This is a genomic window from Hymenobacter aquaticus, from assembly GCF_004765605.1.
GTDB classification, from domain to species: domain Bacteria; phylum Bacteroidota; class Bacteroidia; order Cytophagales; family Hymenobacteraceae; genus Hymenobacter; species Hymenobacter aquaticus.
This window is the reverse complement of sequence record NZ_SRLC01000002.1, coordinates 546,928-568,274: the sequence shown is the minus strand read 5'-3', so window position 1 is coordinate 568,274 and position 21,347 is coordinate 546,928. Positions and strand designations below refer to the sequence as shown.

18 protein-coding genes are annotated in these 21,347 nt (G+C 64.4%); 6 read left to right on the top strand and 12 right to left on the bottom strand.

From position 1 onward, the window contains the following. The first annotated feature begins 194 nt into the window (after positions 1–194). A complete protein-coding gene (locus E5K00_RS15180) occupies positions 195–983 on the top strand; it encodes an SDR family oxidoreductase (RefSeq protein WP_135464165.1) in 789 nt (262 codons plus the stop codon). Between the two features lie 16 nt (positions 984–999). On the opposite strand, the gene E5K00_RS15175 is transcribed toward E5K00_RS15180, so the two are convergent. The 3 genes from E5K00_RS15175 to E5K00_RS15165 all read right to left on the bottom strand — a co-directional run bounded on the left by E5K00_RS15175 (position 1,000) and on the right by E5K00_RS15165 (position 5,194). After that, the gene (locus E5K00_RS15175) at positions 1,000–1,413 is read right to left on the bottom strand and encodes a hypothetical protein (RefSeq protein WP_135464164.1); all 414 of its coding nucleotides are present in this window, start codon (positions 1,411–1,413) and stop codon (positions 1,000–1,002) included. A gap of 101 nt (positions 1,414–1,514) precedes the next feature. Next, positions 1,515–3,557 carry an FAD-dependent oxidoreductase gene (locus tag E5K00_RS15170; protein ID WP_167856914.1) on the bottom strand — a complete coding sequence of 681 codons (2,043 nt, stop codon included), beginning with the start codon at positions 3,555–3,557 and terminating at the stop codon, positions 1,515–1,517. Positions 3,558–3,748: 191 nt separating this feature from the next. Beyond that, positions 3,749–5,194: an aldehyde dehydrogenase family protein gene (locus E5K00_RS15165; protein ID WP_135464162.1), complete on the bottom strand. Its 1,446-nt coding sequence runs from the start codon at positions 5,192–5,194 to the stop codon at positions 3,749–3,751. Between the two features lie 365 nt (positions 5,195–5,559). Between E5K00_RS15165 and E5K00_RS15160 the strand changes: the two genes are divergently transcribed. Together E5K00_RS15160 and E5K00_RS22965 are read left to right on the top strand one after the other, a co-directional pair. After that, positions 5,560–6,639: a phosphatase PAP2 family protein gene (locus E5K00_RS15160; RefSeq protein WP_167856913.1), complete on the top strand. Its 1,080-nt coding sequence runs from the start codon at positions 5,560–5,562 to the stop codon at positions 6,637–6,639. 517 nt (positions 6,640–7,156) lie between these two features. Continuing rightward, on the top strand, positions 7,157–8,911 hold the full coding sequence (locus tag E5K00_RS22965; RefSeq protein WP_210114326.1) for a DUF5723 family protein: 1,755 nt from the start codon (positions 7,157–7,159) through the stop codon (positions 8,909–8,911). A 27-nt stretch (positions 8,912–8,938) separates the two neighbouring features. Here E5K00_RS22965 and E5K00_RS15150 read toward each other — a convergent pair whose 3' ends face one another. The 4 genes from E5K00_RS15150 to E5K00_RS15135 all read right to left on the bottom strand — a co-directional run bounded on the left by E5K00_RS15150 (position 8,939) and on the right by E5K00_RS15135 (position 15,040). Beyond that, positions 8,939–10,189 (bottom strand): tetratricopeptide repeat protein, encoded by a 1,251-nt coding sequence (locus E5K00_RS15150; RefSeq protein WP_135464160.1) that lies wholly within the window; start codon positions 10,187–10,189, stop codon positions 8,939–8,941. 365 nt (positions 10,190–10,554) lie between these two features. Continuing rightward, positions 10,555–12,027, bottom strand: coding sequence for a pectate lyase family protein (locus E5K00_RS15145; protein WP_245328307.1), 1,473 nt, complete (start codon positions 12,025–12,027; stop codon positions 10,555–10,557). Positions 12,028–12,253: 226 nt separating this feature from the next. Next, entirely contained in the window at positions 12,254–14,239 is a 1,986-nt protein-coding gene (locus tag E5K00_RS15140) for an amidohydrolase family protein (RefSeq protein WP_135464159.1), read from the bottom strand. 147 nt (positions 14,240–14,386) lie between these two features. Then, positions 14,387–15,040, bottom strand: coding sequence for a T-complex 10 C-terminal domain-containing protein (locus E5K00_RS15135; protein ID WP_135464158.1), 654 nt, complete (start codon positions 15,038–15,040; stop codon positions 14,387–14,389). A gap of 297 nt (positions 15,041–15,337) precedes the next feature. Between E5K00_RS15135 and E5K00_RS15130 the strand changes: the two genes are divergently transcribed. Both E5K00_RS15130 and rlmF read left to right on the top strand, forming a co-directional pair. After that, entirely contained in the window at positions 15,338–15,829 is a 492-nt protein-coding gene (locus E5K00_RS15130; RefSeq protein WP_135464157.1) for a cold-shock protein, read from the top strand. Between the two features lie 155 nt (positions 15,830–15,984). Further along, on the top strand, positions 15,985–16,965 hold the full coding sequence (gene rlmF, locus E5K00_RS15125) for a 23S rRNA (adenine(1618)-N(6))-methyltransferase RlmF (protein ID WP_135464156.1): 981 nt from the start codon (positions 15,985–15,987) through the stop codon (positions 16,963–16,965). On the opposite strand, the gene E5K00_RS15120 is transcribed toward rlmF, so the two are convergent. The 5 genes from E5K00_RS15120 to E5K00_RS15100 form a co-directional block, all read right to left on the bottom strand. After that, positions 16,962–17,540: a hypothetical protein gene (locus tag E5K00_RS15120; RefSeq protein ID WP_135464155.1), complete on the bottom strand. Its 579-nt coding sequence runs from the start codon at positions 17,538–17,540 to the stop codon at positions 16,962–16,964. The genes rlmF and E5K00_RS15120 overlap by 4 nt on opposite strands. Positions 17,541–17,671: 131 nt before the next feature. Then, positions 17,672–18,019 (bottom strand): hypothetical protein, encoded by a 348-nt coding sequence (locus tag E5K00_RS15115; protein ID WP_135464154.1) that lies wholly within the window; start codon positions 18,017–18,019, stop codon positions 17,672–17,674. Between the two features lie 39 nt (positions 18,020–18,058). Further along, positions 18,059–18,313 carry a hypothetical protein gene (locus E5K00_RS15110; RefSeq protein WP_135464153.1) on the bottom strand — a complete coding sequence of 85 codons (255 nt, stop codon included), beginning with the start codon at positions 18,311–18,313 and terminating at the stop codon, positions 18,059–18,061. A gap of 105 nt (positions 18,314–18,418) precedes the next feature. Next, the gene (locus E5K00_RS15105) at positions 18,419–18,826 is read right to left on the bottom strand and encodes a hypothetical protein (protein ID WP_135464152.1); all 408 of its coding nucleotides are present in this window, start codon (positions 18,824–18,826) and stop codon (positions 18,419–18,421) included. Between the two features lie 117 nt (positions 18,827–18,943). Then, positions 18,944–19,531, bottom strand: a complete 588-nt coding sequence (locus E5K00_RS15100; protein ID WP_135464151.1) for a YdeI/OmpD-associated family protein — start codon at positions 19,529–19,531, stop codon at positions 18,944–18,946. Between the two features lie 98 nt (positions 19,532–19,629). Here E5K00_RS15100 and E5K00_RS15095 point away from each other — a divergent pair, with 98 nt between their 5' ends. Further along, on the top strand, positions 19,630–21,045 hold the full coding sequence (locus E5K00_RS15095) for a hypothetical protein (protein ID WP_135464150.1): 1,416 nt from the start codon (positions 19,630–19,632) through the stop codon (positions 21,043–21,045). Positions 21,046–21,347: the final 302 nt, after the last annotated feature.

The following is a 21,347-nucleotide window of genomic DNA, read 5'->3' as shown; positions in this document are numbered from 1 at the left end:
AAAGTGAAGCCCGTTATTTTTTCATTACCGACCCAGCTTGGCCGGGCAGCAACGTGCGGATAGATGGCCGGCAAGCGCCAAAGGTTGCCTGGGCTTCCAGTAATATAGCGAAAGTTGATTGTAGCAGAATGCTTTCCGCCCTTGTTTCCCTTCTATCTTAAGCCCGTATTCTACTCCTACCCTACTACGCCGCCATGTCCTTTGCCCACCACGTTATCTGGATTACCGGCGCTTCATCCGGCATTGGCGAGGCCCTGGCCAAGGAATTTGCCCGCGCCGGCGCCCGGCTGGTCTTATCGGCCCGCAACGTGCCCGAGCTGGAGCGGGTGCGGGCCGCCTGCGCCCCGGCCGAAGTGCTGATTCTGCCCCTGGACCTGGCCGGCCGCGCCGACTTCCCGACCCTGGCGGCCCAGGTGCTGGCCCACTACGGCCGCCTCGACGTGCTCATCAACAACGGCGGCCTGAGTCAACGCTCCCTGGCCCTGGAAACCAGCCTCGCCGTGCATCGGCAGCTGATGGAGGTGAATTATTTCGGTACGGTGGCCCTGACCCAGGCGGTGCTGCCCCACCTTATCGGGCAAGGTCACGGGCAAATCGTGGTGGTCAGTAGCCTGGTGGGCAAGTTCGGCTCGCCCTACCGCAGCGCCTACGCCGCTTCCAAGCACGCCCTGCACGGCTTTTTCGACTCGCTGCGGGCCGAAATCTGGCAAACCGGCGTGGGCATCACCATTATCTGCCCGGGCTTTATTCGCACGGGCGTTTCCATCAATGCCCTGACGGCGGATGGCAGCCCGCAGCGCACCATGGACGAGGCCACAGCCCGCGGGCTCGCGCCCGAAAAGCTGGCCCGGGAGGCCGTACGCGCCATTGCCCGGCGGCGGCAGGAGGTGTACATCGGGGGCCGCGAAACGCTGGGCGTGTACCTGAAGCGCTTCGTGCCGGGGCTGTTCAGTAGGGTGCTGCGCAGGGCGAAGGTGCGCTGAGCCGCGCTTTACCTTATTACTTAGTGGAGCGGCGGGCCTGCATCTGGGCCTGCATCTGGCGCTTTTTGGCCTGGTACTGCTTGTATTGCGTGGGCGTCAGCACGGCTTTCAGCTGGCCTTCCGAGTCGGCGTTGATGGCCTTCAGATCCGTCATCAGGGCCGTTTGGTTGCCGGCATTGCGCTGGCGGGCCTCGTTCACTTTTTCCACCGTGCCGTTCAGGATGGCGCGCACCTTGGTTTGCTGGTCGGGCAGCAGGCGCAGCTCGTCGGTCATCACGTCGGTCAGGTCGCGGGCGGCTGCTTTGGGCACGGCCGCCGGGGCCACCGTCACCGATTTGGCTTCCGGAATATCCGCCTTCTGGCGGCGGGCACAACCAAACGTGACGGTGCTAAGCACGCCAAGAACAAGCAGGGAGCGGGAAAACAGCATAGGTACGGACGCGGAAAAATGACTTGCGCTTGCATACGCGAAAACCGTACCCAGCGGTTATGCTGGCCGGAAAATGTGACTCGCACTGCTCCCGGCCAGCATTACCGGCTGGTCGCCATCCGGTTGGTGGTCAGGCTGACGGTGGCGCTGCCGGCCTTCATTTCCTGGGCCGTGTGGTGGGCCAGGGCCATAATGGTCAGCATCGGATTGACCCCGCTGCAAGCCGGAAACGCCGAGCCGTCGGCCACGAACAGGTTGCGCACCTCGTAGGTTTCCCCGCTGGGTTTCAGCGGGTGCGTGGCCGCGTCGCCGCCCATGCGGCAGGTGCTCATCTGGTGGGCGCTGTAAAGGCTGAACTGGTTGGGCTTCCAGCCCAGATACGGCAGCTGGTCGAGTACTTCGGGGTTGAGCAGCGTGCCGTTGGCGGCGTGCAGGGTGGGCAGGGTACCGTGGGGCAGATACACCTTGCTGGCCCCGGCCGCCACGTGAATTTCGGCCGCCGCCCGCACGCCCCGCAGCATGCTGGCCCGGTCGAAGTCGCTGAGCACGTAGTCAATCAGGGCCGCGCCGTGCTTGTCGATGCTGACGCGGCCCCCGTCCCGGTCGCGGGTCAGCACGATGAAGCTGCCCAGGTGGGCCGCGTCGAGCATCATCTGCTTGTGCTGCTCGCCCGACAGCCAGGGCAGCACCATGGCCATCAGGCCGGCGTGGGCGGGCGGGGTTTCGAGCTTGGCCCCGAAGTTGGTGCCGTTCAGGCGCGTAAAACTGTCGTTTACCACCGACATGCTCGGGCCATGCCAGGGGTCGATGCGGTGCGGATACACGCCCGAAACCGCCACGGTGGGGTGCAGATGCAGGTGCTGGCCCAGGTGGGGGTGCCGCAGGCCGCTGCGCAGCAGCAGGGCCGGCGTCTGGATGGCGCCCCCGGCCACGACTACGCGCTTGGCCCGCACGCTAATCTGCACCGGCCGGCCGTCGGCGGTGGTGTGCACGCCTTCGGCCCCGGTGGCCACGCCCGCTTGCACCGTCACCCGGTCGATGCGCGTGTCGGCCAGAATCCGGGCGCCGTGCTGGAAGGCTTGCAGCAGATACGTGTTCAGCGTGCCCTGCTTGATGCCGTACCGGTCGCCCATGGTGGTGTAGCCCAGGCCCTGGAAATGCTGGTCGGAGTCGGTCAGGCCCTTTTCGTTGCGCGGAATCAGCTTGACTTCCTGCCCCAGCTTGGTCGAGCCGTCCCACAGCGCCTGGTTTTGCCCGTTGTGGCGCGTGTAGCTGGTATTCACGCTCAAGGCCTGGGCTACGGCGTCGAGGCTGTACCTGAACTCCTGGGAGGTAAAATGCGGCACCTGATGCTCCCGGGCCCATTCTTCGAGCACGTAGTCGGGCGTGCGGAACGAGCCGGCCCAGTTGACGGTGGTACCGCCGCCCAGGCAGCTGCCGGCCAGCAACGCCACGCCCCCATTCTGGGTGGTCAGGGCTCCTTTGGCGTCGTAGAGCTTGCCCAGCATATCCACTTCGCGCTGGGTAAAGTCGCAGCCGTGGCAGTAGGGGCCTTTTTCCACCACCAGCACGTCGTAGCCGGCGGCGGCCATTTCGCCGGCCACCACCCCGCCGCCGGCCCCGCTGCCAATCACCAGCACGTCGCAGTCGTAGGTGGTGTCGGTGGTGGGCTGCAAAGTCCGGATGGGCTTGGGCGTATCGACCACCGCATCGGGCAGTGGGCCGGGGTAGCCCATGGCCGCCCAGGCTCCGTTGCCCTGCTCGGCCCCCGACGAGCCGTAGTAGAGAAACACCAGCAGCTTGCGCAGGGCATGAAAGCCTTTGCGCAGCTGCGGCAGGTTGCTCTGGGCCCAGCTGCGCAGCATCTGCTGGCGCTGCTCGGGCTCCAGGCGCACGAAGGGCTTCAGGGGGCCAAACCAGGTGAGGCCCAGCATGGGGTTGGCCAGCAAGCCCAGCAGCTTCTCAAACTCCTGCTGCGCCCCGAGCGGCTGGGCGCTCAGCACCTCAGCTACTTTCTGCAGATCAATACCTTCGGAGCCGGACCGGGCCCAGAACTCGGGCTGCTCGGGGCGGCCCGCGAAGCCCGGAATAAAGGTATCGGCCAGGGCCTGCAGCGTGGAATGGTGGGCAGCGGAGAGAATCATACGGGCGGGAGAAAAGCGGGCGGAGCGCCGGACCGGTGTGGGCAGCCGGCGGCCTGAAAAGTTCGTTAATTTCCGCGAGATAGTCGGCATGCCGCCTATTAATTCCCCACCGACCCGGTGGTAGCAACCCACGAAAAAGGAGTGCCGGCCGGGCACTCCTTGGCGAAAGCTCGTTTTTGCCTTGCTGCGCCCTACAACAGCCGCATCAGCCAGTCGACCAGCTTCTGCACTTTGGGCGTGTAGGGCGGGTACATCAGCTTGATGGCGGTGCGGCCGGTGCGCTGCCGGAGCACGGCTTTTTCGTTGGAAAACGCCAGAAAGCCGTAGTGGCCGTGCGCTTTGCCCATGCCGCTGTTGCCCACGCCGCCGAAGGGCAGCTCGGGGTGGGCCAGGTGCAGGATGGTTTCGTTGACGCAGCAGCCCCCGGCCGACACGTTTTGGAGTAGGTAGCGCTGGTTTTCGGCACTTTTGGTAAACAGGTACAGCGCCAGGGGCCGGGGCCGGGCATTCACGAAGTCGGCGGCTTCCGACAGGGTGCGAAAGGGCTGCAAGGGCAGCAGGGGCCCGAAGATTTCTTCCTGCATCACGCGGCTGTCGGGGGCCGCGTTGAGCAGCAGCGTGGGCTCGATAAAGTTCTGGCTGCCATCCACGATACCGCCCAGGGCCACCTGCGCGCCCGCGCGCTGGGCGTCTTCGAGCAAGCCCGATACCCGCCGGAAGTGGTGGCCGTTCACGATGCGGGCGTAGGAGGCGGAGTGGACAATACCCTCGTGCTGCGGGTCGTAGAAGCGCGTAATGGCCTGGCTCAGCTCCTGCACCAGCTGCTCCTGCACGCTTTCGTGCACCAGCACGTAGTCGGGGGCCACGCAGGTCTGGCCGGCGTTGATGTATTTGCCCCACACGATTTTCTCGGCCGCGTCGCGCAGGTCGGCCGTGGCATCGACCACCACCGGCGACTTGCCGCCCAGCTCCAGCGTCACGCTGGTCAGGTGCTCGGCGGCGGCGCGCATCACCACCTTGCCGATGGCCGGGCTGCCGGTGAAGAAAATGTGGTTGAAGGGCAAGCCCAGCAGCGCGGTGGCCACATCCTTGTCGCCTTCCACCACGGCCACCTCGGCGGGGTCGAACAGCTCCTGGGCCATGCGGCTGAGCAGCGCGGCCACGGCGGGCGTCATTTCCGAGGGCTTGATCATGCAGCAGTTGCCGGCCGCCAAAGCCGACACCAACGGGTCGATGGCCAGGTAAAACGGGTAGTTCCAGGGCGCCACAATCAGGCACACACCCTTGGGCTCGACCTGCACCCACGAGGTGGTGCCCACCAGCGACAGGGGCGTGCCCACGCGGCGCGGGCGCATCCACTGCTTCAGGTGCTGGATGGTGTGCTTGATTTCGACCTGCGACGACCAGATTTCGGTCACGTCGGTTTCGGCGGTGGGCTTGCGAAAATCGGCGTAGAGGGCCTGCTGAATGGCCGCGCGGTTCTGCTCGATCCACTGGCTGAGCTTGCGCAGGCGGCCGATCCGCTCCGCGGCCGACTCGCGCCGCAGCGCCGGGGCCCGCAGCTGCTGCTGGGTAAACAAGGAAGCCAGGGTGGCCGGCGAGGTGGCGGTGGTGGCAGGGGCCGAAGAAACGGTCATGGCGGGAAGAATGGCGGAAACGAAGTAGCCTAAGATACGGAATCGGGCGGGGAAGAGGCGGGCGCCGGGCCGGGGTGGCAAAGTAGGGGGCAGTTGCCAGCGTGGTTTGCCGCAGGCGGGGCCCAGCAGAGCAACAGAAACTACTGGATTGGGTTTTCGGCCGCTGGATTTTCCGGCGAAAACCGGCCGTTTTTCGCCGCATTTCTTCACGAGAAAATCATCCTCACGGCGTATTAGAAGCCCTTCACCAGCAAATATTTACCTTCGAATCATCTTCCGTTCCGGCTTCGGGCTTCGCTGGTTTTGTCTTACTTTTACGGTTCGATTATCCAGTACCAATGAGTCTACCGCTACTTTCCGGTTCTTTGAGCCGCATCCTTTTCCTTACCGCCGGCCTGACGCTGGGCCTTTCGTCGGCGCAGGCCCGGGCTACCACTGAGCCAGTTACGGCCCAAGTCGCCGCGCCGGACTCGGGGCGGGTGGCCGCGCCCGATACCACCGGCCGGGCGCCCCGCCGCAGCGAGTATACCATGCCCTCGGGCGAAACCTACCACTACGCGCGGCCCAAGCCCTTGCGGTTTCTGCTCAACATTCCGCGCGACGTGGTGGCCTACCCCAAGTTTGCGTTTCAGAAGAAAAACCTGCCCATGATTGGGGGCGTGGTGGCCAGCACGGTGCTGCTCTACGCCTTCGACCAGCAGATTCTGGACGGGGCCAAACAGTTGGGCCGCCACATGCACCTGTCGTCGGCCAGCACCCAGACCACCTTGTTCGACGTGCCCGTGCGCTACGGCAGCGGCAAGCAGCTCGACCTGGAGTTTAACTACCCCTCGAACCTGAACAGCGCCATGTACTTCCTGGGCGACGGCTGGACGCACCTGAGCATTGCCGGCAGCTTCTGGGCGTACGGCCTGCTCGGGCGCGACAACCGGGCTTCGCAGACGGCCAGCCAGATTATGGAAGCCGTGTACACCAACGGCCTAGTGGTGCAGGTGCTCAAGCACATGACCGGCCGCGAGAGTCCGTACACGACGACCTACCCGCGGGGCAAAATCCGGCTGTTTCCGAACCAGAAAACCTACAGCCAGCACGTGCCCAACTACGACGCCTACCCCTCGGGCCACCTGAGCACGGCTATGGCCACGGTGACGGTTATTGCCGAAAACTACCCCGAATACCGCTTCGTGCGGCCCGTGGGCTACTCCCTGATGGGCCTGCTGAGCTACGCCATGCTGAACAACGGCGTGCACTGGGCCAGCGACTATCCGCTGGCCTTGGCCTTGGGCTACGGCTTCGGCAAAATAGCGGTGATGCACGGCCGCAGCCAGGTGAAGCACGACCAGGCCACCGGCTTGGCTTTGCCCCAGCCTTGGTACCAGAAAGTGCGCGTGGCTCCGGCCGGCGGCCTGAGCAACTACGGCCTGAGCTTGAATTACCAGTGGTAAGCGGCTTAACGCACGCCAGAAAGGCCCGACGCAGGTAGCTGCGCCGGGCCTTTTCTATTACGGGTAGCGAAAAGTCCAGGAATCGAGCACCTCGCCGCCGTTGGGGTGCCGGGCCGGCCCGAGGATGCAGCTGGCGTCGTCGTCGGAGGTCGGGAATATGCAGCCGGGGCCCACTTGCGGAGGCTGCGCCGGACCGCACAATACCCAGAAGTAGGTATTGCGGCCCCCTACCCGCAATTGTAAATTTGCATGGAAAACTATCCTCCTTCGGTTATGCGCCGGAAGAGTGGTATCAGGTCTTTATCTATTGCTTTGCCTGGGTGTTGTCAACCACCCGTATCAATATAAAATATTGGTTTAATTACAATTAACACCTTATACTGATCTTTCCTTCGTGTTTTTCCTGCCGATGCCGGTCGGGTGCCATGCCTTTTTGCCGCCCGCCCGGCATCGTACTTCTGCCGCGCCGTGCCACTTTCCTTCGCCCTAACCGCTGACCCTAACGCAACACAACTACATGATTACTTCTCGTTTGGCGGGGCTGCTGCTCACGCTGCTGCCGGGCACCGTGGCCGCCCAGCAACTTTTTAACAGCGCCCGGGGCAACTACTCCGGGCTGGGCGGCGCCAGCTGGAACCCGGCCAACATCGTCGACAACCGCTACTTCTTTCAGCTGCAGCTGGTGGGCTTCGACGTGCACGCCACCAACACGGCTTACCGCTACACCGGGCCCTGGAGCCCGCAGAACAGCAGCGCCGCGCTGGACCTGAGCAAGGAGTTTCTGACCCGCAGCCCGAGTGACAAGCCCAAGCTGTTCAGCATCGGCCTGAACGTGCGCGGGCCGGGCCTGATGGTGCGCATCAGCCCCACCCAGAGCGTGGCGTTCAGCACCCGGGTGCGCGGGGCCATTCAGGGCAACTCGGTGTCGGAAAACCTGATTCAGAACGCCGTGGACGAGTTCAAGGTGAAGGGCCGCTCGGCCGATAACACCTTCAACCTGAACCTGAACGCCTTTTCGGAGTACGACGTGACCTACGGCCGCGTGCTGCTCGACAAGAGCCTGCACTTCCTGAAAGCGGGCGTCACGGCCAAGCGTTTCATCGGCTTCGGCTCGGCCTATTTGAAAAGCAAGCAGGCCGACTACGAGATTATCGACAAAGCGGCCACCAACGACACCATCGTGCGCATCAACGCCCTGGACGCGGCCTTTGGCTACTCCAACCCCGACGCCTTCGACGACGTGGACCTGAACCAGGCGCTGAAGTGGCTCAGCGGCGGCGGGGGCACCGGCGGCGGCTGGGGCCTCGACCTGGGGGCGGTGTACGAGTTCCGGCCCAACATGGGCCAGTACCGCTACATTGATAAGAAGGGCGTAGACCGGCTCGACTACTCGCGCAACAAGTACCTGTTCCGGGTGGCGGCTTCTATCACCGACATCGGCTACATCCGCTACAAGGACAACGCCACGGCCTTCAACAACATTAAAACGGCCAAAACCGGCGTGAGCGAAGCCGACCTGGAGGGCATCGACGAGGACAACTACGAGCAGCGCCTCAACAAGATTCTGCGCACCGAAAAGCAGCAGCGCGAAAACCAGTTTACGACCGGCGTGCCCACGGCCCTCAACCTGGATGTGGACTATCACGTGTATAAATGGCTGTACGCCAATGCCTCCGTTAGCCAGAGCTTGCGCGGCAAGTACGCCATCGGCATGCGCAGCTTCTCGTTTGCCTCCCTCACGCCGCGCCTGGAAAGCAAGTGGCTGGAAGTGGCCACCCCGATTTCGCTGATCAACGGCTACCAGACTCTGGCCTACGGCCTGATGGTGCGGCTGGGGCCCCTCACGGTAGGCTCCAACGATTTGTCGGCCTACTTCGATTCGAGCACCCCCTACGGCTTCAATGGCTACGCCGAGCTTTCCTTCGTGCTGGCCAACGGCGGCAAAAAGAGCAAGCATGGCCCGTCTCGCCTGAAAGACAGCAACAGCCCGACCCTGAAAGAGCCCAAAGAGTCGAAAGCCCCCAAGGCCGCGAAAACGCCCGCCGCAACCGAGACGCCGGCAACCCCGCAACAGCCCATGACCCCGGAAGCCCCAGCCCCAGCCCCAGACCCAGCCACGCCCACGACGCCCGAAACGACGACCACCCCGGAAGCCCCGGCCCCCCAAACCACGACGCCGGAAACAACGCCAGCGCCAGCTCCCCAGACGACTACGCCAGCGGAAACGCCGCCGCCACCAACGCCGGCAGCATCGGAAACGCCGAAGCCCTGACGACGAGGCCGCCCCGGTGGGGCGGCCTTACTTTTTGTGGCTTTTCAGGTAGAGCTTGGCTTCCCGGTACTGGGGCGTTTTTTTCTCGGCCTTCTCGGTCACGGTGGTGTAGTAGCGGCGGGCGGCCTTCACGTCGCCCTCGTCTTCGGCCAGCCGGCCCAGGTTCACGTTGGCCGACAGGTAGAAGCCGCTGTTGGTGTCGCCGGTCATTTCCGAAAACACGAGACAGCGCTGGAAGTAGTCTTTGGCCTTCACCAGGTCCTTGTAGCTGTTTTGCACGATGGAGCCCAGGAAATAGGTGGCGTAGCGCCCACTGATGCCCTCGTAGCCGGCGTAGCCGCGGTTTATCTTATCCAGGATTTCCCGGCTGACCCGCTCACACTCTATCATGTCGCCCTGGTGGTAGCAGAGCAAGGCGTAGAAGCGCTGGAAGTAGGCGTTGTCGGGGTAGTTGTTGGCCAGGTAGCGGGCCACGGGCAGGGCGCCTTCCAGGTTATTTTCCTCGGTGTAGAGGATGCGCATCAGGTAGTACTTGGCTTCCAGGCCGGTGTAGAAGCCGTTGTTGGCCACGTTGCGCAGCTGTTGCAGGCCCAGGGCGCGGTTACCCTTCGGAAACAGCAACAGCACGGGCCGCAGCAGCGGGTAGTTTTCCGAAATCCAGACGGCGTAGTAGTTGAACAGGGCCTGGCCAAACAGGAACTCCGGGCTCAGGCCGTTGGCTTCCTTGCTTTCCTGCAGGTAGCGCAGGGCCTTGCGGCTGCTGAGCGTGGCCGAGGTCCAGTTTTTGCGCTCGGCGTTGAGTTGGGCATCGAAGCCGTAGGCGGCCGACAGGAAAAAGCAGGCTTCGTAGTTCTTGTTGTCCTGCTCGTAGAGCACCTCGGCCTTGCGCACGGTGGTGTCCATGTAGGCGAAGAGCTGCTTGTCGTACTGCTTGGTTTGCAGGTTGGTGGGCACGATTTTCCACCATTGGCTTAGGCCCATCAGCAGGTAGGGCAAGGGGTGCTCGGGGTAGCGGCGGCGCAGGGAGCGGAATTGCTTTTCGGCCTTGTCGTACTTGAAGTTGTAGAGGTTGTGCATGGCCCCTTCCAGCTCCAGCTGAATGTCCTTGTCCAGCATCAGCCAGCCTTTCCCGTCGCGGGCCGAGGGCTCGATTTCCACGTTTTCGAGTTCCACCTTGCGCATGGGCCGCGGCAGCCGGGTGGTGTCGGGGCGCTGGGCGGCGGCCGGCAGCACGCCCCCCACCAGCAGGAGGCCCAGAAAAAGCAGTAACTGCCGCATAAAATCTATTTTCCGATAAGGATTGGGCGCCCAGGATCAGCCGCAACACGCGGCCCGCAGCTCGACACTCGCAGGGAATAACGCGCTATTGCCCCCGCGGTTGGAAAAACGCGAATCGGGGCCGGCTAAAATAACGCCTTTCTTGCCAATTGCCGGCCCGGCCAGTCAACTGCCCGGCCCCCGGCGCGAGTTCCAGGCCCGGCCCAAAGCCGCAAGGCCAACGCGGCGAGCAGCCTGGGCCTTCCCTAACACGTTCACCTTTATTCCGGGCCACGGGTACACTTCCCGGGCTTCAGCACCAGCAACGGATGCGGCCGGGCCGCAGGTGGCTGAGGTAAGCCCGAAAGCCCGTTTTGCATTGGTCCTTACTTGTCCGCCAGGCTGTTGAGGTACACTTCCAGCATGGTGTAGCCGTCCGCCCCGATTTTATTCCGGTCGGCGGCGTCTTGCGGGTTGAGCTGCTGCTTGGTTTCCCAGGCGTCGGGCATGCCGTCGTGGTCGGTGTCGGTGGGGGCAGGTTTGGACTTCAACTCGGGCCAGGCTTTTTGCGAGATGCTGTAGGGCGTGCCGTGGGCGTAGCCGCCCTGCACGTCGATGAGGCGGCCGGTGCGGCGGCGCACGTCGCGCACGATGCGCTGGTCGAGGGTGTCGCGCGCGGGGCGGGTGGCGCCGGCGCCCTGTAGCACGGCCTCGTAGGCCTGCTGGGCGGTTTGGGTGGTTACGGGGCCCAGGTCGAAGGGGGCGTCTACTTTCGAAAGCACCGTATCGGCGGCCGAGCCGTTGTTCATCGTCACGCCCCGCCAGTTGTGGCGCGTCACGTCGGCGCTGGCGTCGGAGTAGTTGCCACTCAGGTAAAACTTGCCGTAGGGCAGCGGATTTTTGCCGTCCGTAATCCTGTAGGGATTCAGCACCCGAGCCTTCACGCTTTCCTTGGTGCTGGGGCCGTATTTGTAGTAGTTATTGACAATGTTGTAGTTGCCGCCCTCGCCGGCGTACACGTTGTTTTCGCCCCAGTTGTAGATGACGTTGTTGCGGAAGTCGCAGTTTTCGAAGCCCGCCGGGTGAGTGTAGCGGCTGCCGTTGAAGCGGGGCGTGCGGTTGTTGCAGCTGGCAAACAGGTTGTGGTGCATGGTGCTGTGCTGCCCGCCCCAGATGCCGCCGAACCCGTGCCGCTCGAAGTCCTGGTCGCCTTTCTCGAAGTGGTAGGAATAGTTGAGCGGCTCGCTCATGATGTTCCACTGCAAAGTGGTACTGTCGCCCTCGTACACCGACAGCAGCTCGTCGGTGCTCCAGCTCATGGAGCAATGGTCGATGATGAGGCGGGAGTTGCGCAGGCCCCCGAAGGCATCGTCGCCCCCGGCCCCGTCGACGAAGCCCTGGTTCTGGTTTTTGTCGCCCATGCGGAAGCGCACGAAGCGCACGATGACGTTATGGGCCTTGAGGCTGACGGGAAAATCGGCCAGGCAGATGCCGCCGCCCGGCGCGGTTTGGCCGGCAATGGTGGTGTTGCTGTGGCTGATAACCAGCGGGGAGGCCAGGTGAATGGTGCCCGACACCCGGAACACCACCGTGCGGGCCGCCGCCGGCCGGCTCAGGGCGTAGCGCAGGCTGCCTGGCTGCTGGTCGTCGCTCAGGTTGGTTACTTCAAACACCGTAGTGGGCACCGTGGCCGAGCCCCGGCCGCCGCTGGTGAAGCGGCCCGCGCCTTCGGCCCCGGGAAAGGCCAGCTGCTGGGCCCGGGCCGAAGCGGCGCTGGTCAGCAGCGCCGTGGTCAGGAAGGTGGCCGCGGCCGCCCGGCGAAAGTAACGGGGCCAGGTTGTCAGAATGCGTGGGAACATCGGGTGGGTAGTAGGCAGGAAGCAAAATGCGGCCGACCACCGAAGCAGCAGCCGTTACCGCACCCTGATATTACCCAATTGCCGGGGCCGGCGGCAGCCCCGGGCCGTATTTCTTTATGCAAACGATGTCGGCAACGTTGCCGGTCGGTATAAGCCGGCCGGGGTAGCGCGAACCGACTTTAATACGCATGACCCAGACCCGCAACTGACCGGCCCCCGGCGCGGCTTACGGCTGGTAGCCGGCCAGGGTGCGCATCCGGGCCGGGTCGTAGGCGCGGCCGTCTTTTACCACCAGCTTCACCCGGCGCAGGTTCTGAATTTTCTCCAGCGGGTTGCCGTCCACCAGCACCAAGTCGGCCTGCTTGCCCACTTCGATGGAGCCGCTTTGCTTGTCCTGCTTCATCACCCGGGCGGGCGTAATGGTGGCCGTTTGCAGGGCTTGCAGGGGCGTGAGGCCGGCCTGCACGTAGAGCTCCAGCTCCCGGTCGAGGCTGGTGCCGGGAAAGCCCATATCAGTACCGGCCACAATGGTAACGCCCTGGTCGTAGAGCACTTTCACCAGCTGCACCAGGCTATTATACTGGGGCCTGAACCCGGCTACTTCTTTCGGGTCGCCGCCCATGCTGATAAACAGGGCCTGCAACGGCGGGGGCAGCTTGGCAAAAGCGGGTTCCAGCTGGGTAATGTCGTCCTGGGTCGAGCGGCCTATGATTTCGTAGACGCCCAGCGTGGGGTCAATAACGGTGTGGCTCTCCTTCAAAAACCGGAAAGCCCGCAGGCTGGTCGTGTCGGTGAAGTTATACGACCGGTCGGGGTTGCGCTTGAGCACCGAGCCCACGTAGGGCAGGTGGTTGACCTGGTCCATACCGGCCCGCACGCCCTGGTAGAGGTTCATGCCGTCGGGGATGTGGCCCGTCACGGTTAGGCCCTGGCGGTGGGCTTCGGCGCAGATGGCCCGCACGATTTCGGGCTTGAGGGAGCTGTAGAGCTTGATTTGCGCGAAGCCGTTGGCCTTGTACTGCTGCACGGCCTGCACCGCCTCGGCCGGCGTATCGGCCCGCACGATGCCCAGGGGCCGCTGCCCGCTGCCGTCGATGAGGCCGGCCTTGAGAATGCGCGGCCCCACGCCCCGGCCCGTATCAATGGCCCGCTGAATGGCGTTGATGTAGCTGAACTCGTTGCCACAGTCGCGCACCGTCGTGACGCCGGCGGCCAGGTAAGCCGGGCCCCACTCGGCCTGCTGAAAGTGGGCGTGCATGTCCCAGAGGCCCGGCACCAGGGTTTGCCCGGCCGCCTGAATGACCTCCGCGCCCGGGGGCACTTTCACCTTACCCACGGCCCCGATTTTGGTAATCTTCCCGTTTTCGATGAGTACCACCTGGTTGGGCAGCCGCTTCCCGGTCAGCACGTCGAGCACCGCCCCGCCGCTGATGGCCAGCACCTTGGACTGAGTAGCCGCTTTGGACCCGGCCTCGGCCGTAAACAGCCGCATGCCGTGGGCGGCGGCCCGGCCAATGAGCGTCGGCAGCAGGCTTTCGTAGGGCTGCCACATCATTTCAAGCTTGTCGCCCTCGGCGTCGTTGGTGATGATGCACATCAGCCGGCCCTGCTGGTCGGTCCAGAGCAGCTCGTTGCCCCACACCAGCCCCTTGATGACGTAGCGCTCCAGCACCAACGGCTGGTTCTGAAACGTGAGCGTGTCCTGCCCGTCGCGGCTGATCTGCACCGCGCCCGTGGGCAGGGTGGGCAGGCTGGCGGGCCGGCCGTGCTGCTGCCAGTAGCGCAAGAGCAGCAGCTGCCCCGTGCCCGGCGCGTAGCCCGCCACCGGGAAGCTCAGCGGCCCCACGGCGGTGGTCGTCACCTTGTCGTCTACCCGCACGTAGGCCTGGCCCTTGCCGATTTCGATGGAGTCGTTGATGGTCGACATGCGCGAGGTGCGGCCCTTCACGGCCAGGCGCAGCGGCTCGTAGGTGGGCGTCACCTGGAGCCGGGCCCGCAGCGGCACCGGCGAGCCCCGGTCCACGAACCGGAACGCCACGTCGTAGGTCAGGGTCTGGGCCGTGCGGGTCAGGCGGTAGGTTTCCTTGCCGATGGGCTGCTCAAACTTGTGCAGCACATACGTGCCGCTGTCGGCGGGGGCAGGCAGGGCGGGAGTCTGGGCCAGGGCCGGGGCGCCGCCGAGCAGGGCCAGCAGTAATGGACAGAGTTTCATCGGACGATAAGCAAGAATGGGAAATTCAAAATATGCAGGAAGGGCAATAGTAAGTCAATTCCTCTTACATACGAAATTATTCGTACCAATAATCCAACAAAAAACCCTGGCCGGCCGGCCAGGGTTTTTGCTTGACTAGCGCCGGGCTTAGCGCTTGATTTTCACTTGGCCGTCGTCGGCGTCGCGCTTCACCTTGGTACCGTTGGGGTATTCCACCTTGGTGTCGCCGTCCTTGTCGATTTTCACGGTTTTGCCGTTCGAATACTCAATCTTGGTTTCGCCGTTTTTCTTCTTCTCGTACTCTACCACCCGCGGGCCGCGGCGGGCCGGACGCGCCGTGGTGGTCGTGGTGGTCGTGGTTTCGGTGGTCGTCATGGCCCCGTCGTCGGCGTAGCCGTAGTAGCGCGGCCGGTTGCTCTGGTAGGTGTTGTAGCGCGTCTCGTCGTTGAACACGGTCTTGATTTCGTTGTCCGTGTTGGTGTCTACCTCGCGCATGGCGGCGTACTGGCCGGTCGTGTCGCTGATGTAGCGCGACTTCACTTCGCCCAGGCGCTGGGCCCGGGTGTAGTACACGCGGCGCACCTGCCGCACCTGAGCCGTATCGGTAATACCCAGGTCGGAAGTCACCATATCGGCCACGCGGTTGCCGTCTTCCCGGTACAGCGCATCGTTGTCGACCACTACGGCCGTGTCGGCCGAGGGCGTCTGGGCCGCATCCACGGCGGCGGCTTTGTCGCGGTTGCACGACGAGCCCAGGGTGAGGGCGGCGGCGCAGGACAGGAAAAGCAAAGTATTTTTCATGGTCAGGGCAATGGGTGAGAAAATAACCCGGCGCTATATAGCCGGGCCGTGGGGCGCTGTACGGAGGAGGCTGGCGCAGGGTTGAGCCGCAAGGAGCGCGGCGTTTGCCCCCCGGTGGTACATTCCAGCGAGAAACTTGCGCTGATTTCCCAAAAAATTCGTATTATAGGATAGCACTGCGGGCCCGGGCCTGAACTTTCGCGGATATATATCTGTAGTATAGTATATTCGTCAACTCTCCGGCGCTGGTGCGTACCTTCACCCGAAGTAGCGCCTTAACAATAAACCAAGAACACTATGGGGAAATCCCAAGCATCCTTTGGCAAAAAGGAAAACGAAAAAAAGCGTCAAAAGAAAAAGAACGATAAGGCTGACCGCAAGGAAGAGCGCCAGGCCAACGCCAAGAAAGGCCAGAGCCTGGACGACATGCTCGCCTACGTAGATGAGTTTGGCAACATCTCCTCTACCCCGCCGGACCCCAACAAGAAGAAAGTGGAAATCAAGGCGGAGGATATCCGCATTGCGGTTTCCAAGCAGGAAGATATGGAGCAGCCCGACCCGATCCGCAAGGGCACGGTGGCCTTCTTCAACGAGTCGAAGGGCTACGGCTTCATCAAGGACCAGGAAACCCAGGAAAGCATCTTCGTGCACGCCAACGGCCTGCTGAACCCCATCAAGGAAAACGACAAAGTGACCTTTGAGGTGGAAATGGGCCAGAAAGGCCCGACGGCCGTGTCGGTGAAAATGGCCGTGAAGCCCGCCGCCCCCGAGGCGCCGGCCGCTCAGTAGCGGCGGGCCACCGCCCGGCTACCGTTATTCTCAGCAACGAGGCTGAAGCTCCCGGGCTTCAGCCTCGTTGTTTTTGGGGTGCCCCCGCCCGGCCCGGCTTTGCGTAGCTTTGCGGCCGGTCCTGACCCGCCTTTGCCCACCTTCTCCCCCGCCTCATGCCTACTCAGCCCCACGATACGTCTGCCGCCGAAAAAGCCGGCCTGCACCCGCGCAACCGCCACCACGGCCGCTACGATTTCGCCGCCCTGGTGCGCAGCAGCCCCGCGCTGGCCGCCTTCGTAGCGCCCACGGCCCAGGGCGCCGAGGCCTCGGTCGACTTCACCGACCCGGCCGCCGTGAAGGCCCTCAACCAGGCCTTGCTGAAGCACTTCTACCACGTGCAGCTCTGGGATATTCCGGCCGGCTACCTGGCCCCGCCCATTCCCGGCCGCGCCGACTACGTGCACTACCTGGCCGACCTGCTGGCCGAAACCAACGGCGGCCCGGTGCCCACCGGTAAGCGCGTGCGGGTGCTCGACGTGGGCGTGGGCGCCAACTGCATCTACCCCATCATCGGCCACCACGAGTACGGCTGGCGCTTCGTGGGCTCCGATGCCGACCCGGTGGCCGTGCGGGTGGCCAAGCAAATTGTGGCCGGCAACCCCGGCCTGGCTGGCGCCATCGAGGTGCGCCTGCAGCCGTCGTCGGCCGATATTTTCAGCGGCGTGGTGAAAGCCAACGAGCTGTTCGACCTGACCATGTGCAACCCGCCGTTTCACGCCTCGCAGGCCGAGGCGGAGGCGGCCAACCGGCGCAAAAACCAGAACCTGGGCACGGGCAAAGTAGCGCCCAACTTCGGGGGCCAGTCGCACGAGCTGTGGTACGAGGGCGGCGAGGCCACCTTCACCTGGCGCATGGCCGAGGAAAGCGCCCTGCAACGCCACAACTGCCTGTGGTTTTCGACGCTCATCTCCAAAAAGGAAACCCTGCCCGGCCTCTACAAAACCCTGCAAAAGCGCGGGGCCGCCGACGTGCGCACCATCGGCATGAGCCAGGGCCAGAAAGTAAGCCGCCTGGTAGCCTGGACGTTCCTCGACGCCGAGCAGCGCGAGCAGTGGCGGCAGAAGCGGTGGCCGGCTGGTCCGGCCGGGGCCTAGCCGGCGTGGCGCGCCTGGATGGAATAGCCCCGGATGGCCTCGGCTACGGCCTGGGAAAGTTGGGATTCCAGTGCTACGGCCTGCTCGTGCTGGCTCGCCAGGCCCCGCGCGCTGCTTTTATCCTGCTCCGTAAAGGCCAGGTGCGCGTAGCCAATGCCGGCATCCTGCTTCAGGGCGTCATCAACGATACCGCGCAGCTGGCTGAACACCTCGTAATCCATGCCGGCCAGCACGGCGTGCAGCCCGATGATCTGGGGTAGCAGCCGGTGCATTTCCTCGTCGTATTGGTCGATGCGCTCCTGCGTGAGCTTTTCGGGACCGTATTCCGCCTGCCAGGTAAGCCAGCACATGCTATGAATGGCCTCTGACAGCTTGTGCGTGAGCTGCTGCACGGTGGCGCGCAGCTCACTGCGAAACCCGTCGGACAAGGCGCGCTGCCATTTCTCGTGCTCAATCCGGCTCTGGTAGCGCGCACTGAGCACCCCGGATATTACCCCGGCCGCTATGCCGATAATGGCCGCCACCACGGCAGCCAGGCCCTCATCCAGCTTCATGGTCTTTTGCTTTATATACAAAGACCAATATAGCTCATAATAAGCCAGGTAAAGCAATTTCCCATTGGGCCTGAACAACGCCGAAGCCCCAGCAAAAAGCCGCTGCCTCCCGAAGGAAACAGCGGCTTTTTGACCTGTATGCGCTTGATGAGTTACTCCCTTTTGCGGGACTTGCGCCGCGCCGGCGCACGACCGGCCGGCACTTCGGCCGGGGCAGGCGGCTCGCTCAAGGTGGCCAGGTGGGCTTCGGCGGCCCGGGCATCGGGCGTTACGGCCGCCGCGGCAGCAGCCTGCCGCTTGGCCAGGTACGTCAGGCCGGCGGCCAGCAGGGCAAGGCCGCCCACCACCTTTTGCCCCGTCGTGAGCCGGCGCACCGACTTAGTGGCCTTGCGGAATGCGTGCAGGGTGCCGGCCGCCTCATCCAGCCAGCCGGCCGACTGACGAGCCTTCTGCGCCTTCTTGTTGCCCTTGCCCTTCCCGGAACCTTTGGTTTTTGCCATAATTGCTGGAAAATAAAAGCAACCCGACCAGCGCGGTGCCTACAGCGCCGCGCCCTCTACGCCGGGCAGACTCTCGCCCGTATTGGCATCTACGTCGGCGCCGGTGGTAGCACCCGCCGCGCGGCGCTGCGCCAAGTAGCCCAGGCCGCCCAGCAGCAGGGCGCCGCCCACTACTTTCTGGGTGGTGCTGAGCCGGCCGATGCCGCTGCCCTTGCCCAGCTTTTTCAGGGTCTTGGCTGCCCCGCTCAGCAGCGACTTTTTCTTGGCGGGCTTGGTTTTCTTGCTCTTTTTCATGGCGTAGGCGGAAAATGAAAGGAAATGAGAACGGGCGCGTGGGGTGCCCGGCAGTAAACAGTAGGGTATCCGCAACCGGCTGGTATAAAGTTGCCGCCGGGTGGGCTACACGTCGTCGGGAGTGGCGGCGGGCGGGCGGCCGAAGGCCCCGGGGGCGTGCTTGGACTTCTTATGATTTTTGCGCGGCGCGGTCTTGCGGGCTGAGGCGCTGGTTTCCACCGCCTCGGGGGCATCTTCGTCGTCGTCGTCGGGGGCGGCGGGCTTGTGCTTGCCCAAGCGGCGGGCCGGCTTCTGGAAGCTTTGCAGCAGCTCCTGGCCTTCGTTGGTCAGCTTGCCCAGGTAGAAGTAGCCGGCGGCCAGCAGCAGCAGGCCGCCCAGCACCTTCTGCCCGGTGCTGAGCTTGGCCAGCTCATCCGTCACCCGGCGGTACTTGCGGATGGACAGGGCGGCGGATTCGAGCACGGAGCCGGAGGCGGCGTCCTTTTTGGAGTGCTTCTTTTTGTGCTTTCCCATGCGGCGAAGACGTAAGGCGGGCAGTCGGCGGCAGGGCCAACCAACTGATAACCATGCTGTATTCAGGTATTCGCAGATGCGGGCCCGAAGGTTTCCGGCGAGCCATCTTCCCGCGCGTTATTCCCGGTCGAAGTTGGCCCGCTTGTTCAGGGCCGCCATCCGCACGGTTTCGGCTACGCGGTGGGCGCGGGTTTCGGGGCGCCTGGCACCCAGCACCCAGGTCAGCAGCATTTTGCGGGCCGAGGGCGAAAACGCCAGAAAGTGCTGCTCGGCCCGGGGCTGCGCGGCCAGGGCCGCGGCCAGATCGGGCGGCACCAGGCCGGCTTCGGCGGCGTCGAGGCTTTCCCAGGCCCCGTTCTGCTTGGCCCGGGCAATGGCCGCCAGGCCGGCGGGCTCCAGCAGGCCGGCGGCTTCCAGGTGCACCAGGCGCTCCTTGTTCACCTTGCTCCATCCGCTTTTGGGCTTGCGCGGGGTAAACAGCAGCTGGGTCCGCTCGGCGTCGAGGCGGCGGGGCAGCGAGTCGATCCAGCCGAAGCACAGAGCTTCCTCCACCGCCGCGGCGTAGCCGAGGCGCGGCTGCCCGGACTCTTTCTTGAAGTAGGTCAGCCACACGCCGGGGCTGCTGCCGTGGTGCGCGGCCAGCCACTGCCGCCACTCGGCGCGGGTGAGCGGGTGCACCTGCTGGTAAGTATCGGGACGAGCCATACGGGGAAGATACGCAGTAGGCTCGGCGCACGGGTTTCTGTACTTTTGAGGTTCGGTTTTTCATCCTCTTTCTTCTATTGCACCACTACCGTTTGTCTATGCCGCTTTCGTTACGCCACGCTTTTTTCCCGCTGCTGCTGGCCGGCCTTTTCGGGCGGAGCACCCAGGCCCAGCACGTCACCATCGACAGCATCCGGCTGGCCCAGACCGGCGGGCTGTATCTGCCCAGCGCCCAGCGGGCCATGATGTTTTCCCTGGAGCCCGGCAACGAGGCTTCTTATTTCCGGCAGTACGTGTTTAGCCCCACCCTGGGCCGGCAGCGCCGCCAGAGCCTGCGCCTGCCCGGCCGCTACGTCTTCAGCAACAGTGCCAGCAGCCGCCAGCACGTGCTCTACCAGCTCTACAAGCGCGGCACCGATACCATGACCACCGTGGTGCTCGACACTCTGGGCCAGGTAGTGAAGCTGCAGCGGGAAAAGGCCCACAAGGTGCGGTGGCGGGAGCTGGGTGGCAGCCTGGGGCCCCAGGCCGACGGCTTCCTGCTGGCCGAGCCCGGGCGCCGCGACATTCTGGTGCGCTACCTCAACCCGCAGCTGCAAGTGCAGTGGGAGCACCGCTTCACCTCGGACCAGGGCGCCGTGGAGGTGGAAGAAGCTATTCTGGACAGCACCCACGCGTGGCTGCTGGTCACGACCAATGCCACCAGCCGCCGGGCCGTTACCAAGGCCTACGCCCTGGAGCTGGCCAGCGGCAAGGTGCTGTGCCGCCTGCCCCTCGACCACAACGGGGAGCGGCGCGTGCCGGGCGTGGCCCAGATGGGTGCCGGCCATAGCCTGCTGCTGGCCGGCTACTCTTACCCCAACAACCGCCCCAGCCGCACCAGCACGGGCAGCCTGTTCGTGGCCCGCTTCCACCCCGACAGCACCCGCACCGACGAGCGGCTGATTGGCCTTTCGCAGGAGGCGCGCCTGCTCACGGCCCAGGGCCGCAAGGTGCTCTGGCAGAGGCTGCGCCCCGAAGCCGACGGCGGCCTGCGCCTGGTGGGCGAAACCTACACCAGCACGTCATTGGGCGGCCACATGGCCATTGGCATCGTCACGGGCATTGCCACGCTGGGCATCGTGCGGGTGAGCACCACCACGCTGCGCCCCCGCGACGTAGTGTCGCTGCGGGTGAGTCCGGGCGGGCAGGTCGACCAGGTGCGGGTGCTGCCCCTGCCCGATGGGGGCTCCTACACGGTGGGCGGCTACCTGCAGGCCCGGCGCATGGCCCAGCAAGCGGCCCTGGCCGGCGTGTTCCGCCTGCGCGGCTTCGCCCCCGACAGCAACCGGGTGGTGCTGCGCACCGAGCGCCGCATCCTGACCCTGGACGTGCGCTCGGGCCAGCCCGCCACGGTGCAGCAAACCCCGTCCACGGGCTACTACGACGTCTGGTTCGTGGACGCGGCGCACCTGCTGCTCTACCACGAGCAGCGCAGCCCCCAGCGCGTCGACCTGGAGCGGATAGCCTATTAAGGAGCGGGCGGAAGAGGAAGGAGCAATTGTTAAAGCTGTCATCCTGAGGCGCAGCCGAAGGACCTTCCTCTCCTCCCCCACCGTAGCTTGTACCAACGTGCCAAAGCTCTTTACCTCGCCAGCGGTAAAGAGCTTTGTGCGTTTACGGAGGCTTGTTACTCAGGGGAGGAAGGCACTGCGCAAGGTGGACGCCAGATCAAGGATGACAGAGGGAGAGAGTTACCATTGCCCGCGAGATGCCTCACTGGGTTCGACATGACGGTAGGGGTTACGTTGCTCTCACTTGCCTTGTGGCATGTATA